The following is a 20,599-nucleotide window of genomic DNA, read 5'->3' on the forward strand; positions in this document are numbered from 1 at the left end:
TTCGCTCCGGACGAGCGCTCGCGCGCACGACCGAGGACCGGCGGTCTGGGGTACGGGACGACTGTACACGATGCGGACGGGTGCCCCCTCCCCGACGCGCGACGGGGCGACGCCGAGGAACGCCTCGACCAGAAACACGCCGGCCGATCGGCGCGCCCACCGGTGCGTTCACGATTCGGCCACCCATCCTGAACCTTGTGCGCACCGAACCCTGGGTGCCACGGTGCAGTACGTCACGCCGGAACAGTCCGGCACGAACAAGGAGCAGACCATGACTTCCAGCCCGAACCGTCTCATCGCCGCCATCTTCGGCGCCGTCTACCTGCTCGTCGGCCTCGCGGGCTTCGCCGTGACCTCCGGCGCGCAGTTCGCGGGCACCGAGGGCGGAACCCTGATCATCTTCGAGGTCAACCCGCTGCACAACATCGTGCACCTCCTCATCGGCATCGCGCTGCTCGTCGGCTCGCGCACAGTCCCGTCCGCCAAGGGTGTCAACACCACCATCGGCGCGGTGTACCTGCTGGTCGGTGTGGTCGGCCTCTTCCTGCTGGAGTCCTCGGCCAACATCCTCGCGCTGAACGGTGCGGACAACGTCCTGCACCTCGCCAGCGCCGTGCTGCTGCTCGGTGTCGGCCTGACGCAGGACCGCGCCGCCGCCACCTCCACGCGGGCCGCGTGAGCTCACGATGACCCCCACGGCCCCGTCCGACCGCACCGGCGCACCCCGGTCCGGCACCCCCAGCGGCGTCGTCGTGACGGCGCTGCTGGGGCTCGGGGCCGCCATGCTGCTGCTCGCCGCCGTCCCGGGCGTCGCCCGGGACGGCGAGGGCACGGCAGCCTCCCGCGTCCTCCTCGTCGCCGTGCTCCTGGCGGGCTTGGCGGCGACCGCCTGGTCGCTCGCGTCCCTGCGGGTCGGGCGCCTCGTCCTGCCCCGCACGACCGTCGCGGCCGCCTTCGGCACGACGGCGGTCGGGGCTCTCGGCTACACGGCGCTGCAGCCGCTGCTGCTCGCCGCACTGCCCGGCGTCCGCATCCCCGGCGCGGACGACTACACGACCGCCGCGCTGCTCGTGCTGACGGCGTTCGGCGTCGTCGTCGTGACGCGAGCTCGCGCCGTGCCGGAGTACGCTCCGGCCGCCGGGGCCGGACGTCGGCTGCTCGCGCTGGCCGCGGGTGCCGCCGTCGTCGGAGCGCTCGTGACGCCCGGCCTCGCGGCCTCCGCAGCCGGGGACTACGCCGTCCCGCACGGCGAGCACGGCTCCACCGCGGCGGCCGTCCCCGAGGTCGACGCTGCGCCCGCGCCGGCGGAGTACCTGGACCCCGCACGGTCGGGACGTCCCGTCCCGTCGCCGCACACCGGGCACTGACCCGGTCCCGTTCCTGGGCTCGGCACAGCACTGCACGACGAACGGCGCGAGCCCCGTCCCCTCGAGGGGACGGGGCTCGCGCCGTTCGTGCGTCAGGTGCCGGTGCTCAGCTGGCGTCCTCCGACGCGACGTTGCGCGTCTTGGTGACGTCCAGGGGCACACCCGGGCCCATCGTGGTGGAGGTGACGCCCTTGATGATGTAGCGGCCCTTGGAGGAGGACGGCTTGAGGCGCAGCACCTCCTCGAGCACGGCGGCGTAGTTCTCGGCGAGCTGGGTGTCGGAGAAGGACACCTTGCCCACGATGACGTGGAGGTTGGAGTGCTTGTCCACGCGGAACTCGATGCGGCCGCCCTTGATCTCGGTCACGGCCTTGGTGACGTCCATCGTGACGGTGCCCGTGCGCGGGTTCGGCATGAGCCCGCGCGGGCCGAGCACGCGGCCGAGGCGGCCGACCTTGCCCATGAGGTCCGGCGTCGCGATCGCGGCGTCGAAGTCGGTGTACCCGGCGGCGACCTTCTCGATGAGCTCGTCGCCACCGACCTCGTCGGCGCCGGCGTCGATCGCCTGCTGGGCGCGGTCGCCGACGGCGAACACGAGGACGCGGGCCGTCTTGCCCGTGCCGTGCGGCAGGTTCACGGTGCCGCGCACCATCTGGTCGGCCTTGCGGGGGTCGACGCCGAGGCGGAACGCGACCTCGACGGTCGAGTCGAACTTGGTCGACGCCGTCTCCTTGGCCAGACGCAGGGCCGCGAGGGGCGCGTAGGTCTGGGTGCGGTCGATGCGGCTCGCCGCCTTGCTGTAGGTCTTGCCGTGCGTGGCCATGCTTCTGCTCCTGTGTCGGTTCGTGCAGTCGTGGTCGACGGGTCCACGCGGACCCTGCCACTGCCCGCACCCCGGTCGGGGGCGGGAGGTGTGCGGACCCGGGCCGCACGAGGCGGCCCGGGTCGGTCTCACTCGGAGACGGTGATGCCCATCGAGCGGGCGGTGCCCGCGATGATCTTCTCGGCGGCGTCGAGGTCGTTCGCGTTGAGGTCCTCGAGCTTGGTGCTCGCGATCTCGCGGACCTGGTCGCGCGAGATCGAGGCGACCTTGACGGTGTGCGGGGTCGCGGACCCCTTGGCCACACCGGCGGCCTTCTTGATGAGCTCCGCGGCCGGCGGAGTCTTCAGGACGAACGTGAAGGAGCGGTCCTCGTAGACCGTGATCTCGACCGGGATGACATTGCCGCGCTGGGCCTCGGTCGCCGCGTTGTACGCCTTGCAGAACTCCATGATGTTCACGCCGTGCTGACCGAGCGCGGGGCCGATCGGCGGGGCGGGGTTGGCCGCACCGGCATTGATCTGGAGCTTGATGAGGCCGGTGACCTTCTTCTTGGGGGGCATAGCAGTTCCTCACTGGTGCGTGGGCCGACGCCGTGGGCGATGACCCGGTTGCAGAGCGACCGCCGATCGGCGGCCGCGGGACGGTCAGATCTTGGCGACCTGGCCGAAGGCGAGCTCGACCGGGGTGTCCCGACCGAAGATGGAGACGAGGACCTTGAGCTTGCCGGACTCCGGCTGGATCTCGGAGATCGAGGCGGGCATGCCCTCGAACGGGCCGTCGATGACGGTGATGGACTCGCCCACGGTGAAGTCGACCTCGACGGGGCGGGCGGCGGTGGCACCGGAGCCAGAGCCCGGAGACGCCGGGGCGCCGGGCGCGGGCTCGAACGTCGGCGCGAGCATCGAGATGACCTCGGAGGTCGTCAGCGGCACCGGGGAGTGGGTGTGACCGACGAACCCGGTGACGCCCGGGGTGTGACGCACCGCGCCCCACGACTCGTCGGTCAGGTCCATGCGCACCAGCACGTAGCCGGGGATCCGGACGCGCTTGACGACCTTCTTCTGCGCGTTCGCCTTGACCTCGACGACCTCCTCCATCGGCACCTCGATCTGGAAGATGTGCTCCTCCATGTTGAGGCTGCTGATGCGGGTCTCGAGGTTGGACTTCACGCGGTTCTCGTAGCCCGCGTAGGAGTGGATGACGTACCAGTCACCGGGGAGCACGATCAGCTCGCGGCGGAACGCCTCGAGGGGGTCGACCTCCTCGGTGGGCGCCTCGTCCTGCGCGTCGGGCGTGTCCAGGGCGTCCAGCGCCTCGGCGTCGATCGTCTCGACGGTCTCGGGCTTCGTCTCGTCCGTCAGTGCGGGGGTCTCGGCGTCGGTCGAGGTGGGCTCGGACACGTGCTCCTGCTTTCTGTCTGGGGTGCTGGTGCGCACCGCACCCGGCCGCGCGGACCGGGGCGTGCGACGGCGGTCAGGAGCTGGGGGAACCCAGCAGCCACAGGACCGCGCGACCGATCCCGAAGTCGAGCACGAACACGAAGGCCATGCAGACCAGGATGAAGACCAGCACCACGAGCGTGTAGTTGACGAGCTCGGGCCGGGTCGGGGTGACGACCTTGCGCAGCTCGGCCACGACCTGGCGGACGAAGAGGATGATCCGACCGAAGAGTCCGAGCTCCTTCGAGCCCTTGTCCGGCTTGCCGGCAGCGGTCGTGCTCGACTCGCTCATGACCCCTCCGTCTCCCTGCTCGTGCGGACGCCCGCCGGGCGTCGCGCTGGTGGACCAGCGACGCCGACGGCGCCGCGTGTGCAGGGCAGGCGGGACTCGAACCCACAACCGCCGGTTTTGGAGACCGGTGCGCTACCAATTGCGCCACTGCCCTTCGCTCGGCGGTCCGCCTCCCCGCTCCGGCACCGGAGCACGACGGCGGGGTCCCGAGGGACTCGCGATCGCCTCGAGGGGCACAACCGAGCAGGGCGGTCCTTGACCACCGGGGGACCACTGTACGCGAGGATGCGGGACTGGTCGAACGCACCCGGGGCCGGGGTGACCCCGGGCGCCGCGACGGCGGGTGCGCACCGGGCGGTGGACCGCCCCGACGGGCGGCACCGGTGCGTGCCACGATAGGCGGGTGAGCCCCTCCGACGCCGTCGCACCCGCCACCTCCTCCCCCGCCGCCGGCGCGCCCACGCGCGTCTCGCAGCGATTCGCCGGCATCGCGGAGTCCGCGACGCTCGCCGTCGACGCGAAGGCGAAGGCACTCAAGGCCCAGGGGCGGCCGGTCATCGGGTTCGGCGCGGGTGAGCCGGACTTCCCGACACCGCCGGCGATCGTCGCCGCCGCCGTCGCCGCGGCGCAGGACCCCGCGAACCACCGCTACAGCCCGGCCGGCGGCCTGCCGGTCCTGCGCGAGGCGATCGCCGCGGCGACGCTGCGCGACAGCGGGTACGAGATCTCCCCCGCCAGCGTGCTCGTGACCAACGGCGGCAAGCAGGCCGTCTTCCAGGCGTTCGGCGCCGTCGTCGACCCGGGCGACGAGGTGCTCCTGCCCGCGCCGTACTGGACCACCTACCCCGAGGCCATCCGGCTCGCGGGCGGTGTGCCGGTGGAGGTCTTCGCCGGGGCGGACGCGGGGTACCTCGTCACGGTGGAGCAGCTCGAGGCGGCCCGCACCCCGGCCACGAAGGCGCTGCTGCTGTGCTCGCCGTCCAACCCCACGGGTGCCGTCTACCCGCCCGAGGCGATCGAGGCCATCGGCCGGTGGGCGCTGGAGCACGGCATCTGGGTGATCACGGACGAGATCTACCAGCACCTGGTCTACGACGACGCGGTCTTCACCCCGGTCCTGCGCGCGGTGCCCGAGCTCGCCGACACCACGATCGTCGTCAACGGCGTCGCGAAGACCTACGCCATGACGGGGTGGCGCGTCGGGTGGCTCCAGGGCCCCGCCGACGTCGTGAAGGCAGCCACGAACTTCCAGTCCCACCTCACGTCCAACGTGAGCAACGTGTCGCAGCGCGCCGCCGTCGCCGCCCTGACGGGCGACCTGGGGGCGGTCGCGCAGATGCGCGAGGCGTTCGACCGGCGTCGTCGCGCCATGGTCGCCGCCCTGAGCGCGATCGACGGCGTCGACTGCCCGACGCCGACCGGCGCGTTCTACGCCTACCCGAGCGTCGAGGGGGTCCTGGGTCGCGAGATCCGCGGTCGTGTCCCGACGACGTCGGCCGAGCTCGCCGAGATCGTCCTCACCGAGGCCGAGGTCGCCGTGGTGCCCGGGGAGGCCTTCGGCCCGAGCGGGTACCTGCGGCTGTCCTACGCCCTGGGCGACGCCGACCTCGCCGAGGGCGTCGGCCGTCTCGCGGCCCTGCTGTCCGAGGCCCGCTGACCTCTCATCCCCGTCTCATCCTGGTGGGACACACTGGCGCGCATGACCCCGGACGGACAGCGTGCGAGCAGGCTGCGCACCGTCGTGGCCGTCGTCGCGACGGGTGTGCTGCTCGCCCTGCTCACCTTCGGCGTCGGCAACGCGCTCGTGGGGGCCACCGGCAGTCGTGAGGTGCCGGCGGGCGAGCGGCTGACGGTGCCGGCGGGTCCGACGGCGGACCCGCCCTCGGACGACCAGCCGGGCGAGCCGGGGACGACACCCGAGCCCGAGCCCGCACCGGCACCCGAACCCCCTGCGCCCACCGAGGCTCCCCCGCGCCCGCTCCGCCGGCGCCGGCTCCCCCGGCACCTGCACCCGCCCCGGCACCCGTCCCCGTCGCGCCCGCCCCGGTGGTGGGGGATCCCGACGACGACGATGACGACGACGGCGACCCCGATGACGACGACAACGACGGGGATGACGATGACGACGACGACGATGACGACTGAGCTCCCCGCCGTCGACGCGCCGTCGTCACCGCCACGGCCCGCCCCGCCGTCGCGGCTCGTCCGGCTCGCTCGGCGGCGCCCCGTCGGGCCCGGTCGCCCCCGGCGCCGGTGGCGCGTGTCGCTGCGCACCCGGATCCTCGCCGCGCTCGTGGGCCTGACCGCGGTCACGCTCGCGGCCGCCGGGACCACGCTCTACGGCATCGAGCGGGACCGCGTCGAGCAGCGCATGGACGCCTCCCTGGCACGAACCGTCGCCGAGGTCCGCACCATCGCGGAGAACGACGTCGACCCCGCCACGGGCCAGCCGTTCGCGAGCGCCGAGGACCTCCTGCTGTTCGCGCTGCAGCGCTACGTGCCGAGCGAGAACGAGGCGGCCTTCTCGCTCGGGGCCGAGGGCGTGCTGCAGTACTCCGAGCTGAACCAGCTCCGACCCGATCTCGACGACGAGCTGGTGGCCTCCCTCGCCGACGCCCCCGACCGCACCGCGGCGACGATCGCGCGCGAACGCACCGCCACCGCCGACTACCGCTACGTCGCGCTGCCCATCCAGGTCGGCGACGCGCCGCCGGCCGCGCTCGTCGTCGTGTTCGACCGCGGGGCGGAGATCGCCGACCTCGTGCCGACCTTCCGGCTCTACGCGCTCATCGCCGTCGTGGCCCTGGTGGGGATCGCGGGAGCGGGGTGGCTCGTGGCCGAGCGGATCCTGCAGCCGGTGCGCGTCCTGCGCCGCACCGCCCAGGAGATCGGCTCGAGCGACCTGGGGCGGCGCATCCCCGTCGTCGGCCACGACGACCTCGCCGACCTCACCGGCACGATGAACGCCATGCTGGCGCGGCTCGAGGGCGCGTTCACGGCCCAGCAGCAGCTCCTGGACGACGTCGGGCACGAGCTGCGCACCCCGCTGACCGTCGTGCGGGGTCACCTCGAGCTGATGGACCCCGCCGACGTCGAGGACGCGGGCGCGACGCGCGACCTCGCGCTGGACGAGCTCGACCGGATGTACCGGCTCGTGGACGACCTCATGACGATCGCCCGGTCCGAGCGCCCGGACTTCGTCGCGCCGCGGCCGTGCGACGTCGCCGGGCTGACCGACGACGTCCTGTCGAAGGCACGCAGCCTCGGGGAGCGGCGGTGGCGGCTCGACGCGCTCGCGGAGGGCGAGGCGTCGATCGACCCGCAGCGCGTCACGCAGGCCCTGCTGCAGCTCGCGTCGAACGCCGTGCGCTACTCGGCGGCCCACACGACCATCGGCATCGGTTCGGCGTGGACCGGCGACGACCTCGAGCTCTGGGTGCGCGACGAGGGGACCGGCATCCCGGACGAGGAGCAGGAGCTCGTCTTCCGGCGGTTCGAGCGCGGCAGCACCGCGACCGCCGACTCCACGGGCCTCGGGCTCTCGATCGTCGCCTCGATCGCCCGCGCGCACGGCGGGGAGGCCCGGATGGCCAGCGCCCCCGGCCGCGGGACGACCGTGACGATCGTGCTCCCCGACGTGCGCGGCGGGACGACCGAGATCCCCGTCGTCGGACGGGAGGGCACCGCATGAGCCAGATTCTCGTCGTGGAGGACTCCGAGCGCATCGCGTCGTTCGTCGCCAAGGGCCTGCGGGCCGCGGGGCACACCCCGACCATCGTGGGCACGGCGCGCGCCGCGCTCGACGCCGCGCTCACCGGTGCCTACGACCTCATGGTGCTCGACCTCGGGCTGCCCGACGGCGACGGCATGGACGTCGCGGCCGCCGTCCGCGCCCAGGGCTCGGGCATGGCGATCATCATCCTGACGGCGCGCGACTCCGTCACCGACACGGTCGCCGGCCTCGAGGGCGGCGCCGACGACTACATGGCGAAACCGTTCCGGTTCGAGGAGCTGCTGGCGCGCGTGCGCCTGCGGCTGCGCGACGCCGGCGAGGCCGACGACGGCGCCTCCTCCACCGTCCTGCGGCACGGGGACGTCAGCCTCGACCTGCGCTCCCGACGGGCCCGCGTGCGCGAGGTCGAGGTCGAGCTGTCCGCGCGCGAGTTCGCGCTCGCCGAGACGTTCCTGCGCCACCCGGGGCAGGTCCTCAGCCGCGAGCAGCTGCTCTCGCGGGTGTGGGGCTACGACTTCGACCCCGGGTCGAACGTGGTCGACGTCTACGTGCGCTACCTGCGGCGCAAGCTGGGCACCGAGACCGTCACGACCGTGCGCGGCATGGGGTACCGCTTCGGTTGAGCGGTCCGGGTCGCTCCGGGGCGGGTCGGGTCGGGCGGGCTGCCTAGACTCGAGCGGATGCGTGACCTCGCGGCGCTCCCCAAGGCGCACCTGCACCTGCACTTCACGGGCTCGATGCGCCCGGCCACGCTCGCCGAGCTCGCCGAGGCGCAGGGCGTCCGGGTGCCTGCGGCCCTGCTCGACGGCGTCCCCGACGTCCCGGCGGACGTGCGCGGCTGGTTCCGGTTCCAGCGCCTGTACGAGGCGGCCCGCGCCGTCGTGCGCACCGAGGGCGCGATGCGGCGGGTGCTGCGCGAGGCGGTCGAGGACGACGCCGCGGAGGGGTCCCGGCGCCTGGAGATCCAGGTCGACCCGACGTCCTACGCCCCGCACGTGGGCGGGCTCGTCCCGGCGCTGGAGATCGTGCTCGACGAGGCGCGCGCCGCCCAGGATGCGACGGGCGTGTCGGTGGGCGTCGTCGTCGCCGCCTCGCGCATGCGCCACCCGATGGAGGCCCGCACGCTCGCGCGGCTGGCCGCCCGGTACGCGGGGGACGGACCGGGGCGGGTGGTCGGCTTCGGGCTGTCCAACGACGAGCGGCGCGGTGACACGGAGCAGTTCGCCCCGGCGTTCGCGATCGCGGCACGTGCCGGGCTGCCCGGCGTCCCGCACGGCGGTGAGCTCCTCGGGCCCGGACACGTGCGCGACGTCGTGACGCACCTGCACCCGCGCCGCCTCGGTCACGGCGTGCGGGCGAGCGAGGACCCCGCGCTCCTGGCGGAGCTCGCGGCGGCCGGGGTGGCGTGCGAGGTCTGCCCGGCGTCGAACGTCTCGCTGGGCGTGTACCGCGAGAGCCGCCAGGTCCCGCTCGCGACGCTGCTGGCGGCCGGGGTGCCGGTGGCGCTCGGGGCGGACGACCCGCTGCTGTTCGGCACGCGGCTCGTGGCCCAGTACGACGCCGCCCGCGCCGTCCACGGCCTCGACGACACCGCGCTCGCCGGACTCGCGCGCGACTCGGTCTCGGCGAGCCTCGCACCCGAGGCGGACCGCCGCCGCTGGCTCGGGGAGATCGACGCGTGGGTGGGCGGCGCTACTGTGCCAGGCGGCGCACCAGCGGCAGCCGCCGCGGCGCGGTGAGCCAGGCGCCGGCCACGGCCAGCAGCGGCAGGGCGAGGGTGACGAGCGCGAGCCACAGCCACGGCACCTCCACCCCGGGCACCGGGAGGCCGGCCGCGCGGAGCTGCTGCGCCGCCCATCCCTGCTGGAGCAGCGAGATGCTCAGCACGACTCCGAGGACCAGTCCCAGCACGACGCCGACGCCGACCCCCAGGACGGCGACGACGGCGGCCTGCGCACCGCTCACGGCGCGCCCGACCCGCCGGGTGGCACCGACCGCGGCCAGCGTGGCGAGATCGGGCCGCGTCTCGGCGGCCGCGAGACCGATGCTGACCCAGGTCGCCCCCAGCGCCACGACCGAGGCGATGCCGAGCAGCACGAGCACGACGACGTCGCTGGGCTGCCGGGGCGGCGGCTGGACCGAGACGGACGCCTGCGACGTCTCGCCGCGCACCAGGTCGGCCCACGCGGGGTCGTAGTCGGCGTCGACCTGGGCCACGGCCCCCACCGGGACCGAGATCAGGCCGGGGGTCTCCTCGACCAGCGTCGCCGGCAGGATCGGCGGCGCGCCCGGCTGCCACGTCTGCACGTGGGCGGGCGCCACGAGCACGATCGGCGCCGTGTCGTCGGGCAGGCCGGGTCCGGCCACGCTGATCTCGACGTGCGCCGTCCCGTCGTCCCACACGTCGTCCTCGCGGCTCACGACGATCGACCCCTGCGCCAGGGCGGCCGCGGCGGCGGCGCCCTCCTCGCCGAAGCCGAGCAGCGCCGTCGAGGTCCCGTCGTCGACGACCGAGTCCCCCGCGCCCGGGCGGTACCACGACATGCCGTAGGAGACCCCGGCGCAGCGTGGGTCGCCGGCGGCGGCCTCGACCAGCTCGGCGAAGTCCGCCTCCGAACCGTCGTAGCCCTCGGTCGGGCAGGCGCGCTCCGGCCGGGCCTGGGACCGCGCGCCGACCCACCCCTCGGCGGGCAGGTCGGGCACCGTCAGGAGGTGGACCGTGGCGCTGCCCGCGACGTCGAGCACGTCCGCGGTCCGGGCGAGCCCGCTCTCGACCGCCAGCGCGACGGCGTCGTCGGCCAGCTGCGTCGGCCGGCCGTCGACCCAGACGTCGGGGGCGCGCAGCAGCACCGTCCCGACCCCGACGTCGGAGGACCACGACGCGGCCTGCACCCTCGCGTCGGAGACGAAGTAGACGGAGGCCGCCGTGGCCGCGGCGACCGCCGCCAGCACCGCGGCGACGGCCGGCACGGTGCGGCTGCGCTGGCGGACGGCGTCGCGCAGCGCGAACCGTCCCGCCGGGCCGAGCCGCGGCGCGAGGCGGGCCACCAGCGTGAGCAGGCCGCCCGCCGCGAGGACGACGCCGAGCTCCAGCACCAGCACTCCCCCGGCCAGGGTGACCGCGTGGTCGCGGAGACCACCCACCAGGGCGACGAGCGTGCCGCCCGCCGCGAGCGCCACCCCGATCCAGGGGGTCCGTCGCCGCGGCGCGGCCTCCGAGCGCCGTCCGGCCAGCGCCGCCGCCACGTCGATGCGCGCCGTCGTGCGCGAGGGGAACCACGAGGCCAGCGCCGCCAGGACCGTCGCGAGAGCGACGGCGGCCGGCACCACCCACCACGGGACGAGGAACGCCGGCATCGGGTGGCCCGCCACCCGCAGGACGAGCCCGACGAGTGCGGCCACCCCGAGTCCCGCCGCTGCCCCCAGGACCCCCGCCGTCGCCCCGATCACGACGCCCGACGCCAGCACGATCCGCCGCAGGTCGCGACGGTCACCGCCCGCGGCACCGACGAGCGCGAGCTGGCGGACCTGACGCCGCGCACCGACGGCGAACGCGGGACCGATCAGCAGCACCACCTCGACCACGGCGATGGCCGCGACCGCCGCGCCGGCGCCGAGCGTCGTCCGGTCGACGTACCCCGCACCGCCCCCGGGGAACGCGGTGTGGAAGGGCACCTCCGCGCGGTTCGGCGGGTGCAGCGCCACGGACCGGCTGTCGACCTCGGTGCCGATGGCGTTCAGCGCCACGACGTCCTCCCACCTGACGGGGCGGTCGCCGAGGACGAACCAGCGCGACGGTCCCCGTCCGCTCGCGGGGTTCGCGGGGCTCGCGGCGCTCGCGGCGTCCGCGGCGGTCGGCACCACGACGGCGGCGTCCGGCAGGTTGCGGACGTCGAGCAGCCCCACGACGGTGACCTGCGCGCCGTCCAGGTCCACCACGTCCCCGACGTCGACCCGCAGCCGTTGCGCGACGTCGGGGGAGAGCGCGGCCTCGCGCGCGGTCGTCGGCAGCCGGCCCTCACGCACCGTGTAGACCTGGGCGACGGCGTCCGCCTCGAGGAACGTGACCGACGTCAGGCCGATGTCCCGCTCCCCCGCGCCGACAGCCAGCGACTCGACGCGGACGGGAGCCACGTCCTGCTCCGGGATCCCCAGCGTCTCGGCGACGGCCCGTGTCGAGGGGTCGCGACCGCCGTCGTCGGCCCCCACCGTCCCTCCCGAGCGCAGGTCGGGCGTCTGGTGGTAGGTGCACCCGCCGCACCCCACGTCCCGGACCACGGCCTGCGCCGTCGGGCCCGCCTGCGCGACGAAGCGCGTCAGCGGCGTGCCGAGGGTGGAGAGCAGGAACGTCGCGAGGAAGACGCCCGCCACGACGGGCAGGGCGACCATCGCCGTCGCGATCCAGGTCCGCCTCCGGTGGCGCCAGGCGTCGCGCCGCGCCATCCGCAGCGCCACGCGCCAGCGCACGACCCACGCGGTGAGTCCGCTGCGTCTCCGCCCGCGGTGGGTGTGCGTGACCGTCTCCCCTCACCACCATCTCGGCTCAGTCGCCGAGGTCGTCGGTCGAGGAGCCGGAGCGCCCGGACCGCGCGCCCACGAGGAGGTCGCTCGCGCGGTCGTCGCGGTCCGCGTCGACGACGACACCGTCCCGCAGGTAGACGGTCCGGTCCGCCCAGGCCGCGAACCGGGGGTCGTGCGTCACGAGGAGACCGGCGGCGCCGGCGTCGACGCGCTGACGCAGCACCCGCATGATCGTCTCGCCGGTGTGGCTGTCCAGGGCGCCGGTGGGCTCGTCCGCCAGCACCAGGCGGCGCGGACCCACCAGGGCGCGCGCGATCGCCACGCGCTGCTGCTGTCCGCCCGACATCTCCTCGGGAAAGCGTTCCGCGAGCTCGACGACGCCGACCTCCGCCAGCGCCGATCGCGCCTCGCGCCGCGCCTCCCGCACCGCCACGCCGTCGAGCTCGCGCGGCAGGGCGACGTTCTCGACGGCCGTCAGTGCCGGGATCAGGTTGAGGTCCTGGAAGACGTAGCCCACGCGGCGGCGGCGGAGCGCGGCGCGGCCGGTCGCGTCGAGGGCGGACAGGACGTCGCGCCCGAGCCTGACCTCCCCCGACGACGGGGTGTCCAGCCCGCCCGCGAGGTTCAGGAGCGTCGACTTCCCCGACCCCGAGGGCCCCATGACGGCCACGAGCTCGCCCAGGCGCACCGCCAGGTCGGCCTCGCGCAGCGCGACGACGCGGCGCTCGCCCTCGCCGTGCACCCGCGTGACGCCTGTCAGCTCGAGGATGACCGGGGAGGTCTCGTCCGAGCCGTCGGGTTCCGGACCCGAGTGCCGGCCCGCGGCGCGGCGACCGATCACCGCGGGCCCCCGGTCCGGGTGGCGTCCTCCGCCTCGAGCGCGGACCGGACCGCGGACCCCGGTGCGGCCCCCTGCGCCGCACCGCGCCCCGCGCCAGCCGTCACCGGGAGCTCGCCGGCCCGCACCACCGTGGTCTCCACGTGGTCGAGCCAGCGCACCTCGGCCTCGGCCGTGAAGATCAGGTGGTCCAGCACGAGGCTCCAGGCCAGCTCGTCGCGCGTGGCCACGCGCTCGGGCTCCCGCGCCTTGAGGCGGGTGTAGTCGCGCAGCGCGCGCATTGACTCCACGCGCTGGCTCTGGACGACGTCCGCCACCGCCACGTCCGGAGCAGCGGCGGCGAGCGCCAGCTTGATGACGAGCTCGTCCCGGCCCGGGCTGGAGCGGGCGACCGGCTCGAGCCACCAGGCCTCCGCCTCGTCGTACCCGGCCTCGGTGAGCCGGTAGGGGTCGACGTCGCGCTCGCCGTATCCCTCCGGCACGTGCTCCACGACGCCGTCGCGCACCAGCCGCTGCAGCGTCGTGTAGACCTGGCCGATGTTGAGCGGCCACGTGCCGCCCGTGCGCGCGTCGAACTCCTTGCGCAGCTCGTAGACGCCCATCGGCCGCTCGGCCAGCAGGGCCACCAGTCCGTGTCGCACCGTCATCGCGGGCCTCGTCGCTCCATGCCACGAGGTTACGCGGAAACCACCCCGAGACGATGACGCGAGCTCGCGGCGCGCCGCGAGCCGGCCGACGCGGGACTCAGAGGGTGAGCCCGAGCAGCACCGGCTCCGGCTCGAGCGTCACGCCGAAGGCGGCCGCGACGCCGTCGCGCACCTCGCGAGCGAGCGTCACGACGTCGGCCGCGCGCGCACCGCCGCGGTTCGTCAGCGCGAGCGAGTGCTTGGTCGACAGAGCCGCGGGGCCGGGCAGCCCGTGCCCGCGCTCGAAGCCCGCGTGGGAGATGAGCCAGGCCGCTGAGGTCTTGACCGTCCCGGTGTCCCCCACGGGGAAGCGCGGCGCCTCGGGCGGGAGCGCGTCCGCCTGCGCGACCGGCAGGAGCGGGTTGGTGAAGAACGAGCCGGCGCTCCAGGTGTCGGGGTCGGCGGCGTCCAGCACCATGCCCTTGCCGCGCCGCAGACCCAGCACCGCCTCCCGCACCTCGACCGCCGGCACGCGCGCACCGACCTCGACGCCGAGCGTGCGCGCGAGCTCGGCGTAGCGCAGCGGCGCCGAGAGGGTCGCGTGCGGGAGCTGCAGGCCCACCTCCAGCACCACGTAGCGGGGGTGGGCGACCAGGCCCTGCCGTCCTCGTCCGCGGTGAAGGAGCGCTTCAGCAGCGACGTGCGGTAGCCCAGACCGAGCTCGGAGCGGGCGAACGTCCGCACGCGGGCGCGCGCCCGGTCCCAGGTCCGCACGAACGCCAGCACGTCGCCGACCTCCTGCCCGTACGCACCGACGTTCTGCACGGGTGTCGCGCCCACGCTGCCGGGGATGCCGGACAGCGCCTCGATCCCGGACCACCCCTCCGCCACCGCGCGGACGACGACGTCGTCCCACACCTCGCCGGCCGGGACCACGACGTCGGCGCCGCCGCACGCCGAGGACTCGCGCACGGTGGTGCCGCGGCGGGCGTCGCGCACGACCACCCCGTCGAACGGGTCGTCGGACGCCAGCAGGTTGGACCCGCCGCCGAGCACGAGGACGGGGCGCCCTGCCTCGTCGGCCTCGCGGACGGCGGCGATCACCTCGACGTCGGTCCTCGCCTCCACCAGGTCGGCGAACGGGCCGCCGACCCGCATCGTCGTCAGGTCGGCGAGGCTCGTCGCGGACGACGGCGGTGCCACGCGGTCCGACGGCGCGGGCAGGGGGAGACTCTCGCACTCGCTCACCCGGACGAGCCTACGACCTGCGCCCGGCCGCACCACGCGTCGATGGCTACTCCTCGGGCACCACTCCGCGGGCACCACGCGCCCCGCGGCGGCTAGGGTGGCCGGACCGCCGCCGGCCCCGCGGCCGCGGCGTGCCACAGTCCCGCCCCAGGAGGTCGCGTGAGTCGTCCCCGCCGCGCCACGCTGGCCGACGTCGCACGCCTCGCCGGGGTCTCCGCCTCGACGGCGTCCCTCACGTTCTCGGGATCGGGTCCCGTCTCCCCCGCCACGCGCGAGCGCGTGCTGGCCGCCGCCCGCGAGCTCGGCTTCTCCGGCCCCGACCCGCTCGCGCGGTCGCTGCGCCGGGGGCGAGCGGCGTCGTCGGCGTCGTCACCTCCGAGCTCGCCTCGAGCTTCCGCGACCCGGTCAACGTCCGCACGCTCGACGGCCTGGCCGACGCGCTCGACGCGCACGACCTCGGCATGCTGCTCATCCGGGCCGGTGAGACGGGCGGGAGCGCGGACCTCGTGCGCCGGGGCGCGATGGACGCCGCCGTCGTCCTGCACCCGGTCGGCCGCGACGGCGGCGCCGGCAGCGTCGTGGACGTCATGAGCGAGCGCGGGATCGGCGTCGTGCTGCTGGAGTCCGTGGCGTCCGGCGCCGCCTCCGTGCGCATCGCCGACCGCACCGGCATGGCCGAGCTGGCCGGGCGGGTGCGCGACCTCGGGCACGAGCGCGTCGCCGTCGTCTCGCTCCCGTGGGGCCCGGGCGAGGAGGCCGGGTGGCGCGACGGCGCCGTCCCGGCCGACGCCTACCCCTTCTCCCTGCAGCGCATCAGCGGAATCCAGGACGCCGGGATCGACCCGGTCGCGATCTGGGTGACGGCGGGTTCGCTCGTGGAGGAGGGGTTCGCGGCGGCGAAGGCGGTGCTGGCGCGCGAGGACCGGCCGACGGCGATCATGGCGTGCTCGGACCTGCTGGCCGCGGGGGTGCTGCTCGCGGCGCGGGAGCTGGGGCTGTCCGTCCCCGGCGACCTGTCCGTCACGGGGTTCGACGGCGTGGACCTGCCGTGGCTCGCACCCGACGTCGTGGAGTCCGTGGAGCAGCCGGCGCGGCGCAAGGGCCAGCTCGCCGGTGAGGCCGCCGTCGCGCTGCTGGCGGGGGCGAACCGACGTCGGCCGAGCTCGAGGTCTGGCCGCGGCCCGGCACGACGCTCGGACCGGCTCCGACGAGCTAGGCGCGCTCGGAGCGGCCGGGTCCATCCGGTCAGTGGTTCAGAGCCGGACGAGCACCTGCGCCTTGGCCAGGACGGTGACGCCGCCGGCCTCGGCCCGCAGGTCGACGCGGACGCACGGGGCGCCGTCGTCGGCCGTCTGGTCCACCGCGCCCAGCGTGCCGGTGACCGTCAGGGTGACACCCCCGGTCGCCGGTACCGGGATCGGCCGGGAGAAGCGGGTGCCGTACCGGGCCACGCGACCGGCAGCGGCCGCGCCGTCGTTCTCGGCGAGCCAGTCCGTCAGCGCCGACCCCGCCAGGCCCATGGTGAGCATGCCGTGGGCGATGACGCCGGGCAGGCCGACCTGCTCCGCGACTGCGTCGTTGTAGTGGATCGGGTTGAAGTCGCGGCTCGCACCGGCGTAGCGCACGAGGCGGTCGCGGGTCACCTCGACCTCGCGCGTGAACAGCACGTCCCCGACGGCGGCCGCCGTCAGCGCGCCCGGTGCGCTCACTGCTCGGCCCCCGCACGGCGAGGGTCGAGACGACGGTCGCGACGCCGTCGCCCGCCTCCGACATGATCTCGGTGCGGGTGGTCACGAGGGTGAGGCCCCCGCGGGCGGTGATCGCGTCGACGTGGACCGCGGTGGTCAGCGACTCCCCCGCGACGACCGCGCGGCGGTAGGAGAAGGACTCGTCGGCGTGGACGACGCGCGAGAATTCGACGCCGGAGGCCGGGTCGGCGACGTACTCGGCCTCGGCCTCCTGCGCTATCACGACCGGGAACGTCACGGGTGCGAGGAGGTCCGGAAAGCCTGCAGCCCGGGCCTCCGCGATGTCGCGGTGGACCGGGCTGGTGGCGCCGACGGCGTCGGCGAAGGCGATCACGTCTCGACGCGTCACCTCGAAGGCGGGAGTTCCGGTGTACACGCTCCCCACGCGGGAGAGGTCAACACCTGCCGACATGCGTCAGCGGGTCTCGCGGTGCGAGGTGGAGGAGTTGCAGCGCGAGCAGTACTTCTTCAGCTCGAGACGGTCGGGGGTGTTCCGACGGTTCTTCTTGGTGATGTAGTTCCGCTCCTTGCACTCCGAGCAGGCGAGAGTGATCTTCGGGCGGATGTCAGAGGTCTTGCTGGCCACGGCCGTGTCCTTTTCGTCGCTGTGCTGCTGAGCTGCTGCTGGGAACGCACTGCGGGCGCGTCAGTGCAGCTGCTGACGGGCCGATCGCCCATCCTACGTCAGGGAGCGGCGCGATGAGCTGCGGTAGCGGGAGCGGGGATCGAACCCGCGACCTCACGATTATGAGTCGTGCGCTCTAACCGTCTGAGCTATCCCGCCGCGACGCCCGGAGCCCGCGCACGGGGCGCGGGCCGGACATCAGAGCCCCGAAAGGGAATCGAACCCTTGACCTTCTCCTTACCATGGAGACGCTCTGCCGACTGAGCTATCGGGGCGGCCGTTGGAGCGTACACGCATCCGGGCCCGGGTGCGAAATCGGCGGACTGGTGCGGCTGAGCGGTCGGGTGCGCGCGGCGGCCGAAAGAGCGGCCGGCCGTCGCGCGTCGCCGTCGGAGGCGGGCGTACGCTCGGCCCGTGCCCGCCCTCGCCCCCTCCCGCCGGGGCACCGCCACCGGCGCGTCCGCCTACCTGCTGTGGGGGCTGATGCCCCTGTACATCTCCGCACTGGCCCCGGCCGGTGCCGTCGAGGTCGTCGCGCACCGCGTGCTGTGGAGCCTCGCCCTGTGCCTGGCGATCCTGGCGGCGGTCCGGGGCTTCCCGGCGCTCGGTGCGATCCTGCGCGACCGGCGCACCCTGGGGCTCCTGGCCGCGGCGGCGGCCCTCATCGCGGTCAACTGGATCACCTACGTGATCGCCGTCTCGACCGGGCGCACGGCCGACGCCGCGCTGGGTTACTTCATCAACCCGATCGTGACGGCGCTGCTCGCCGTCGTGGTCCTGCGCGAGCGGCTGCGCCCCTCGCAGGTGGCCGCGCTCGCGCTGACGGGTGCCGCCGTCCTGGTGATCGCCGTCGGCTACGGCGCGGCGCCCTGGTTGGCGCTCGCGCTCGCGCTGTCCTTCGGCTTCTACGGGTTGATCAAGAACCGCGTCGGCCCGCACGTCGGGGCCCTGCCGGGGCTCACGGTGGAGACGATGGTGCTCGCACCGCTCGCGCTGGGGTACGTGGTCCTGCTCACCGTCACCGGGGTCGGCGCCTTCGGCGGACCGGGCGAGAGCGCCGGACCCGTCGGGTTCGGGGTGCTGCTGGCCCTGTCCGGCCCGATCACGGCCGTCCCGCTGCTCCTGTTCGCGACGGCGGCGCGGCAGCTCCCCTGGCGACCATGGCCTCGCTGCAGTACATCGCGCCGATCATGCAGCTCACGGTCGCGGTCGTCATCATGCGCGAGCCCATGCCCGCGGCGCGGTGGATCGGTTTCGGCCTGGTGTGGGTCGCGCTCGTGCTCCTGACGCTCGACGGCGTGCGTCGACTGCGCCGCACACCCGCCGTCGTGGGCGCCACCGGGGCGTGAGGTCCTTCGATTTCGCGGGCGGGGCGGCGGGACGCTATGCTCGTCCGGCCCTGCGGGGCACAGCACGGCAGGTTGCCCGAGCGGCCAAAGGGAGCTGACTGTAAATCAGCCGCGTCATGCTTCGGGGGTTCGAATCCCTCACCTGCCACGCGATGGCGAAGGCCCGGAACCGATGAGGTTCCGGGCCTTCGTCGTGCTCGGCCGCTCGTCGGCGGTCGGGCTGGCGACTCAGCCGGGCAGCTCGCCGCCGAGCTCGGACGCGGGGCCGCCGCTCGTCCCGCGGGGTGGCGGCGCCGGCTCGCCGAGGCCCCAGTCGATGCCGCAGATCTGGCAGGTGAGGACGTGGGCCCCGACGTCGTCGACACGGCTGCGGCTGGCCCACGGGTGCGAGCACCACGGTCGTCCCGCTCGTTCCCAGCGCTGCGCGAAAGCGTTCAGTTCTGCCCCCATCACTTCACGCTAGCGAAGTTCGCCGCCTGCGGGGGCTCGAGCCGGGTCGACCCGCAGCGACCCGGCCCCTCCTGCCGCGCTACCGTGGGTGGCTGCCGCGCCCGCACCCCGCCGGGCCTGACCCGACCCCCAGGAGGACCCGATGGCCGACTCGTCGTTCGACGTCGTGAGCAAGGTTGACCGCCAGGAGGTCGACAACGCGCTGAACCAGGCGTCGAAGGAGATCGCGCAGCGCTACGACTTCAAGGGCGTGGGCGCCTCGATCGAGTGGAGCGGCGAGAGCATCGTCATCGTGGCTAACTCCCCCGAGCGCGTGACCGCGGTGCTCGACGTCTTCGAGACCAAGCTGGTCAAGCGCGGCGTCTCCCTGAAGTCGATCGACTTCGGGGAGGACAAGGAGGCCAAGCCTTCCGGCAAGGAGTACCGCCTGGCGGGCACGCTGCGCGAGGGCCTGAGCTCGGAGAACGCGAAGAAGATCACCAAGCTGATCCGCGACGAGGGCGCAAAGGGCGTCAAGACGCAGATCACGGGCGACGAGGTGCGCGTCTCGAGCAAGAGCCGCGACGACCTCCAGGGCGTGCAGCAGCTGCTCAAGGGGGCCGACCTCGACTTCGCGGTGCAGTTCGTCAACTACCGGTAGACCGCCCGGCCCGTCAGGTCCACTGCCAGGAGTCGAGCATCGCGTCGATGTCGGCGCGCTCCTGGCCGTCGCCGGACGTCATCTCCATCGCGACGTTGTAGACGGAGTCCGCGTGGGAGATGCACCGCATCTCAACCAGCCCGCCCTCGTCGACGGTCAGGCTCCCGCCGGGAGCGTCGAGGCCACCCACCTGCCGGTCCGGCAGCTCGCCGATCGTGCCCGGTCTCCAGATGAGGAGCTGGCGCAGCTGCGAGTCGCACGTCGCGGCCGGGTCGTTCGGGACGAACCGGTAGATCGACAGCCGGGCGTCGCCGTTGACCAGCTCGCCGTCGTTGTTCTCGCCCCAGGCGCTCGGCAGCCACCCGTCGGACACTGCCACGCTGTAGCCGTCCCCGGCGATCCGACCGTCGACGACCGGCGGAGCGGCCGGATCCGACGTCGGCTCCTCGGGGTCCGACGTCGGGCTCGGTGACGGCGTGGGACTCGGGTTCGCCGACCGTGTCGGGACGGGCACGGTGATACCGGGCCGAGGGTCGTCCGACGTCGGGCTCGGGCTGGGGCTCGCCACCGGCGGTGGGCCGGACGGGCCGGGGCCACCCGGCTCACGCGCGTCGCCTCCGTTCAGCAGCGCCGCCGTCACACCGCCGGCGCCGATCGCGACGACGGCCGCGACCACGCCCCCGATCCACCACGCCCGCCGCCCGCCGGGCAGCGGGGCCCGACCGGGCGGCACGGCCGGCGGGGGCGGGACGCCCGGAACCTGCTGCTGGTGCCCGGCGGGGATGCTGGACATGTCTCCCCCGGGCGCGTCCCGCCACCCGCCGTACGGGTCCGACCCGCCGCCGTGTCCCGACATGCCGCCTCCCACGGCTGAGGTCGTGCGCCGCGGCCGAACGGATC

The 20,599-nt window shown here is 74.6% G+C and carries 20 protein-coding genes, 4 tRNA genes and 4 pseudogenes; 11 read left to right on the top strand and 17 right to left on the bottom strand.

All coding sequences use genetic code 11. The features are described from left to right. Nucleotides 1-271 precede the first annotated feature (271 nt). Nucleotides 272-679: a DUF4383 domain-containing protein gene (locus QQK22_RS11150; RefSeq protein WP_284251015.1), complete on the top strand. Its 408-nt coding sequence runs from the start codon at nt 272-274 to the stop codon at nt 677-679. A gap of 7 nt (nt 680-686) precedes the next feature. Then, on the top strand, nt 687-1,367 hold the full coding sequence (locus QQK22_RS11155; protein WP_284251016.1) for a hypothetical protein: 681 nt from the start codon (nt 687-689) through the stop codon (nt 1,365-1,367). Nucleotides 1,368-1,473: 106 nt separating this feature from the next. Here the strand turns inward: QQK22_RS11155 and rplA are convergent, their stop codons facing one another. The 5 genes from rplA to QQK22_RS11180 form a co-directional block, all read right to left on the bottom strand. After that, nucleotides 1,474-2,190 (bottom strand): 50S ribosomal protein L1, encoded by a 717-nt coding sequence (gene rplA / locus QQK22_RS11160; RefSeq protein ID WP_284251017.1) that lies wholly within the window; start codon nt 2,188-2,190, stop codon nt 1,474-1,476. A gap of 128 nt (nt 2,191-2,318) precedes the next feature. Then, nucleotides 2,319-2,750, bottom strand: a complete 432-nt coding sequence (gene rplK / locus QQK22_RS11165) for a 50S ribosomal protein L11 (protein ID WP_284251018.1) — start codon at nt 2,748-2,750, stop codon at nt 2,319-2,321. 84 nt (nt 2,751-2,834) lie between these two features. Next, a complete protein-coding gene (gene nusG / locus QQK22_RS11170) occupies nt 2,835-3,590 on the bottom strand; it encodes a transcription termination/antitermination protein NusG (protein ID WP_348525570.1) in 756 nt (251 codons plus the stop codon). Nucleotides 3,591-3,663: 73 nt separating this feature from the next. Then, nucleotides 3,664-3,921 carry a preprotein translocase subunit SecE gene (secE, locus tag QQK22_RS11175; protein WP_284251019.1) on the bottom strand — a complete coding sequence of 86 codons (258 nt, stop codon included), beginning with the start codon at nt 3,919-3,921 and terminating at the stop codon, nt 3,664-3,666. An 81-nt stretch (nt 3,922-4,002) separates the two neighbouring features. Beyond that, nucleotides 4,003-4,075: transfer RNA gene (locus tag QQK22_RS11180), tRNA-Trp, on the bottom strand. Between the two features lie 249 nt (nt 4,076-4,324). On the opposite strand from QQK22_RS11180, the gene QQK22_RS11185 reads away from it, so the two are divergent. The 4 genes from QQK22_RS11185 to QQK22_RS11200 are packed head-to-tail and all read left to right on the top strand — an operon-like array spanning nt 4,325 to nt 9,393. Beyond that, the gene (locus tag QQK22_RS11185; protein ID WP_284251020.1) at nt 4,325-5,578 is read left to right on the top strand and encodes a pyridoxal phosphate-dependent aminotransferase; all 1,254 of its coding nucleotides are present in this window, start codon (nt 4,325-4,327) and stop codon (nt 5,576-5,578) included. Between the two features lie 42 nt (nt 5,579-5,620). Then, on the top strand, nt 5,621-7,612 hold the full coding sequence (locus QQK22_RS11190) for a sensor histidine kinase (protein ID WP_284251021.1): 1,992 nt from the start codon (nt 5,621-5,623) through the stop codon (nt 7,610-7,612). Next, nucleotides 7,609-8,277: a response regulator transcription factor gene (locus tag QQK22_RS11195; protein WP_284251022.1), complete on the top strand. Its 669-nt coding sequence runs from the start codon at nt 7,609-7,611 to the stop codon at nt 8,275-8,277. Before QQK22_RS11190 ends, QQK22_RS11195 begins: the two co-directional genes overlap by 4 nt. A 57-nt stretch (nt 8,278-8,334) precedes the next feature. Next, nucleotides 8,335-9,393: an adenosine deaminase gene (locus tag QQK22_RS11200; RefSeq protein ID WP_284251023.1), complete on the top strand. Its 1,059-nt coding sequence runs from the start codon at nt 8,335-8,337 to the stop codon at nt 9,391-9,393. Here the strand turns inward: QQK22_RS11200 and QQK22_RS11205 are convergent. From QQK22_RS11205 to QQK22_RS18815, 5 genes and pseudogenes are all read right to left on the bottom strand, one after another. Then, entirely contained in the window at nt 9,347-12,121 is a 2,775-nt protein-coding gene (locus QQK22_RS11205; protein WP_284251024.1) for an FtsX-like permease family protein, read from the bottom strand. The genes QQK22_RS11200 and QQK22_RS11205 overlap by 47 nt on opposite strands. Before the next feature lie 76 nt (nt 12,122-12,197). Next, a complete protein-coding gene (locus tag QQK22_RS11210; RefSeq protein WP_284252699.1) occupies nt 12,198-12,944 on the bottom strand; it encodes an ABC transporter ATP-binding protein in 747 nt (248 codons plus the stop codon). Between the two features lie 68 nt (nt 12,945-13,012). Continuing rightward, nucleotides 13,013-13,660 carry a PadR family transcriptional regulator gene (locus QQK22_RS11215; RefSeq protein WP_284251026.1) on the bottom strand — a complete coding sequence of 216 codons (648 nt, stop codon included), beginning with the start codon at nt 13,658-13,660 and terminating at the stop codon, nt 13,013-13,015. 97 nt (nt 13,661-13,757) lie between these two features. Next, a complete protein-coding gene (locus tag QQK22_RS18810; RefSeq protein ID WP_348525571.1) occupies nt 13,758-14,273 on the bottom strand; it encodes a UDP-N-acetylmuramate dehydrogenase in 516 nt (171 codons plus the stop codon). Nucleotides 14,274-14,449: 176 nt separating this feature from the next. Beyond that, nucleotides 14,450-14,797 (bottom strand): annotated as a pseudogene (locus tag QQK22_RS18815) (FAD-binding protein); the annotation flags it as partial. 249 nt (nt 14,798-15,046) lie between these two features. Here QQK22_RS18815 and QQK22_RS18820 point away from each other — a divergent pair. Then, nucleotides 15,047-15,136: pseudogene (locus tag QQK22_RS18820) on the top strand (hypothetical protein); the annotation flags it as partial. Continuing rightward, nucleotides 15,133-15,990, top strand: a pseudogene (locus tag QQK22_RS18825) (substrate-binding domain-containing protein); the annotation flags it as partial. The pseudogenes QQK22_RS18820 and QQK22_RS18825, both read left to right, overlap by 4 nt. 150 nt (nt 15,991-16,140) lie before the next feature. Here QQK22_RS18825 and QQK22_RS11235 read toward each other — a convergent pair. The 5 genes and pseudogenes from QQK22_RS11235 to QQK22_RS11255 form a co-directional block, all read right to left on the bottom strand. Further along, a complete protein-coding gene (locus tag QQK22_RS11235; protein WP_284251028.1) occupies nt 16,141-16,596 on the bottom strand; it encodes a MaoC/PaaZ C-terminal domain-containing protein in 456 nt (151 codons plus the stop codon). A gap of 67 nt (nt 16,597-16,663) precedes the next feature. After that, nucleotides 16,664-17,047 (bottom strand): annotated as a pseudogene (locus QQK22_RS11240) (FAS1-like dehydratase domain-containing protein); the annotation flags it as partial. A gap of 3 nt (nt 17,048-17,050) precedes the next feature. Then, nucleotides 17,051-17,221, bottom strand: coding sequence for a 50S ribosomal protein L33 (gene rpmG, locus QQK22_RS11245; RefSeq protein ID WP_284251029.1), 171 nt, complete (start codon nt 17,219-17,221; stop codon nt 17,051-17,053). Between the two features lie 124 nt (nt 17,222-17,345). Then, nucleotides 17,346-17,419, bottom strand: a tRNA-Met gene (locus tag QQK22_RS11250). Between the two features lie 43 nt (nt 17,420-17,462). Beyond that, a tRNA-Thr gene (locus tag QQK22_RS11255) sits at nt 17,463-17,535 on the bottom strand. Between the two features lie 139 nt (nt 17,536-17,674). On the opposite strand from QQK22_RS11255, the gene rarD reads away from it, so the two are divergent. Beyond that, nucleotides 17,675-18,547, top strand: coding sequence for an EamA family transporter RarD (rarD, locus tag QQK22_RS11260; RefSeq protein WP_284251031.1), 873 nt, complete (start codon nt 17,675-17,677; stop codon nt 18,545-18,547). Between the two features lie 128 nt (nt 18,548-18,675). Beyond that, nucleotides 18,676-18,757: transfer RNA gene (locus QQK22_RS11265), tRNA-Tyr, on the top strand. A gap of 80 nt (nt 18,758-18,837) precedes the next feature. On the opposite strand, the gene QQK22_RS11270 is transcribed toward QQK22_RS11265, so the two are convergent. Beyond that, nucleotides 18,838-19,059, bottom strand: coding sequence for a hypothetical protein (locus QQK22_RS11270; RefSeq protein WP_284251032.1), 222 nt, complete (start codon nt 19,057-19,059; stop codon nt 18,838-18,840). A 142-nt stretch (nt 19,060-19,201) separates the two neighbouring features. Between QQK22_RS11270 and QQK22_RS11275 the strand changes: the two genes are divergently transcribed. After that, entirely contained in the window at nt 19,202-19,699 is a 498-nt protein-coding gene (locus QQK22_RS11275) for a YajQ family cyclic di-GMP-binding protein (protein ID WP_284251033.1), read from the top strand. A 13-nt stretch (nt 19,700-19,712) separates the two neighbouring features. Here QQK22_RS11275 and QQK22_RS11280 read toward each other — a convergent pair whose 3' ends face one another. Beyond that, nucleotides 19,713-20,555 (bottom strand): hypothetical protein, encoded by an 843-nt coding sequence (locus QQK22_RS11280; RefSeq protein WP_284251034.1) that lies wholly within the window; start codon nt 20,553-20,555, stop codon nt 19,713-19,715. Between the last annotated feature and the right edge of the window lie 44 nt (nt 20,556-20,599).

Source organism: Litorihabitans aurantiacus (assembly GCF_030161595.1).
Taxonomy (GTDB): Bacteria; Actinomycetota; Actinomycetes; order Actinomycetales; family Beutenbergiaceae; genus Litorihabitans; species Litorihabitans aurantiacus.

Bases quoted from the DNA above. Each gene is read 5' to 3' on its own strand.
- QQK22_RS11150 (WP_284251015.1), top strand. From the start codon at position 272: ATGACTTCCAGCCCGAACCGTCTCATCGCCGCCATCTTCGGCGCCGTC.
- QQK22_RS11155 (WP_284251016.1), top strand. From the start codon at position 687: ATGACCCCCACGGCCCCGTCCGACCGCACCGGCGCACCCCGGTCCGGC.
- rplA (WP_284251017.1), bottom strand. From the start codon at position 2,190: ATGGCCACGCACGGCAAGACCTACAGCAAGGCGGCGAGCCGCATCGAC.
- rplK (WP_284251018.1), bottom strand. From the start codon at position 2,750: ATGCCCCCCAAGAAGAAGGTCACCGGCCTCATCAAGCTCCAGATCAAT.
- secE (WP_284251019.1), bottom strand. From the start codon at position 3,921: ATGAGCGAGTCGAGCACGACCGCTGCCGGCAAGCCGGACAAGGGCTCG.
- QQK22_RS11190 (WP_284251021.1), top strand. From the start codon at position 5,621: ATGACCCCGGACGGACAGCGTGCGAGCAGGCTGCGCACCGTCGTGGCC.
- QQK22_RS11195 (WP_284251022.1), top strand. From the start codon at position 7,609: ATGAGCCAGATTCTCGTCGTGGAGGACTCCGAGCGCATCGCGTCGTTC.
- QQK22_RS11200 (WP_284251023.1), top strand. From the start codon at position 8,335: ATGCGTGACCTCGCGGCGCTCCCCAAGGCGCACCTGCACCTGCACTTC.
- QQK22_RS11215 (WP_284251026.1), bottom strand. From the start codon at position 13,660: ATGACGGTGCGACACGGACTGGTGGCCCTGCTGGCCGAGCGGCCGATG.
- QQK22_RS11270 (WP_284251032.1), bottom strand. From the start codon at position 19,059: ATGGGGGCAGAACTGAACGCTTTCGCGCAGCGCTGGGAACGAGCGGGA.
- QQK22_RS11275 (WP_284251033.1), top strand. From the start codon at position 19,202: ATGGCCGACTCGTCGTTCGACGTCGTGAGCAAGGTTGACCGCCAGGAG.
- QQK22_RS11280 (WP_284251034.1), bottom strand. From the start codon at position 20,555: ATGTCGGGACACGGCGGCGGGTCGGACCCGTACGGCGGGTGGCGGGAC.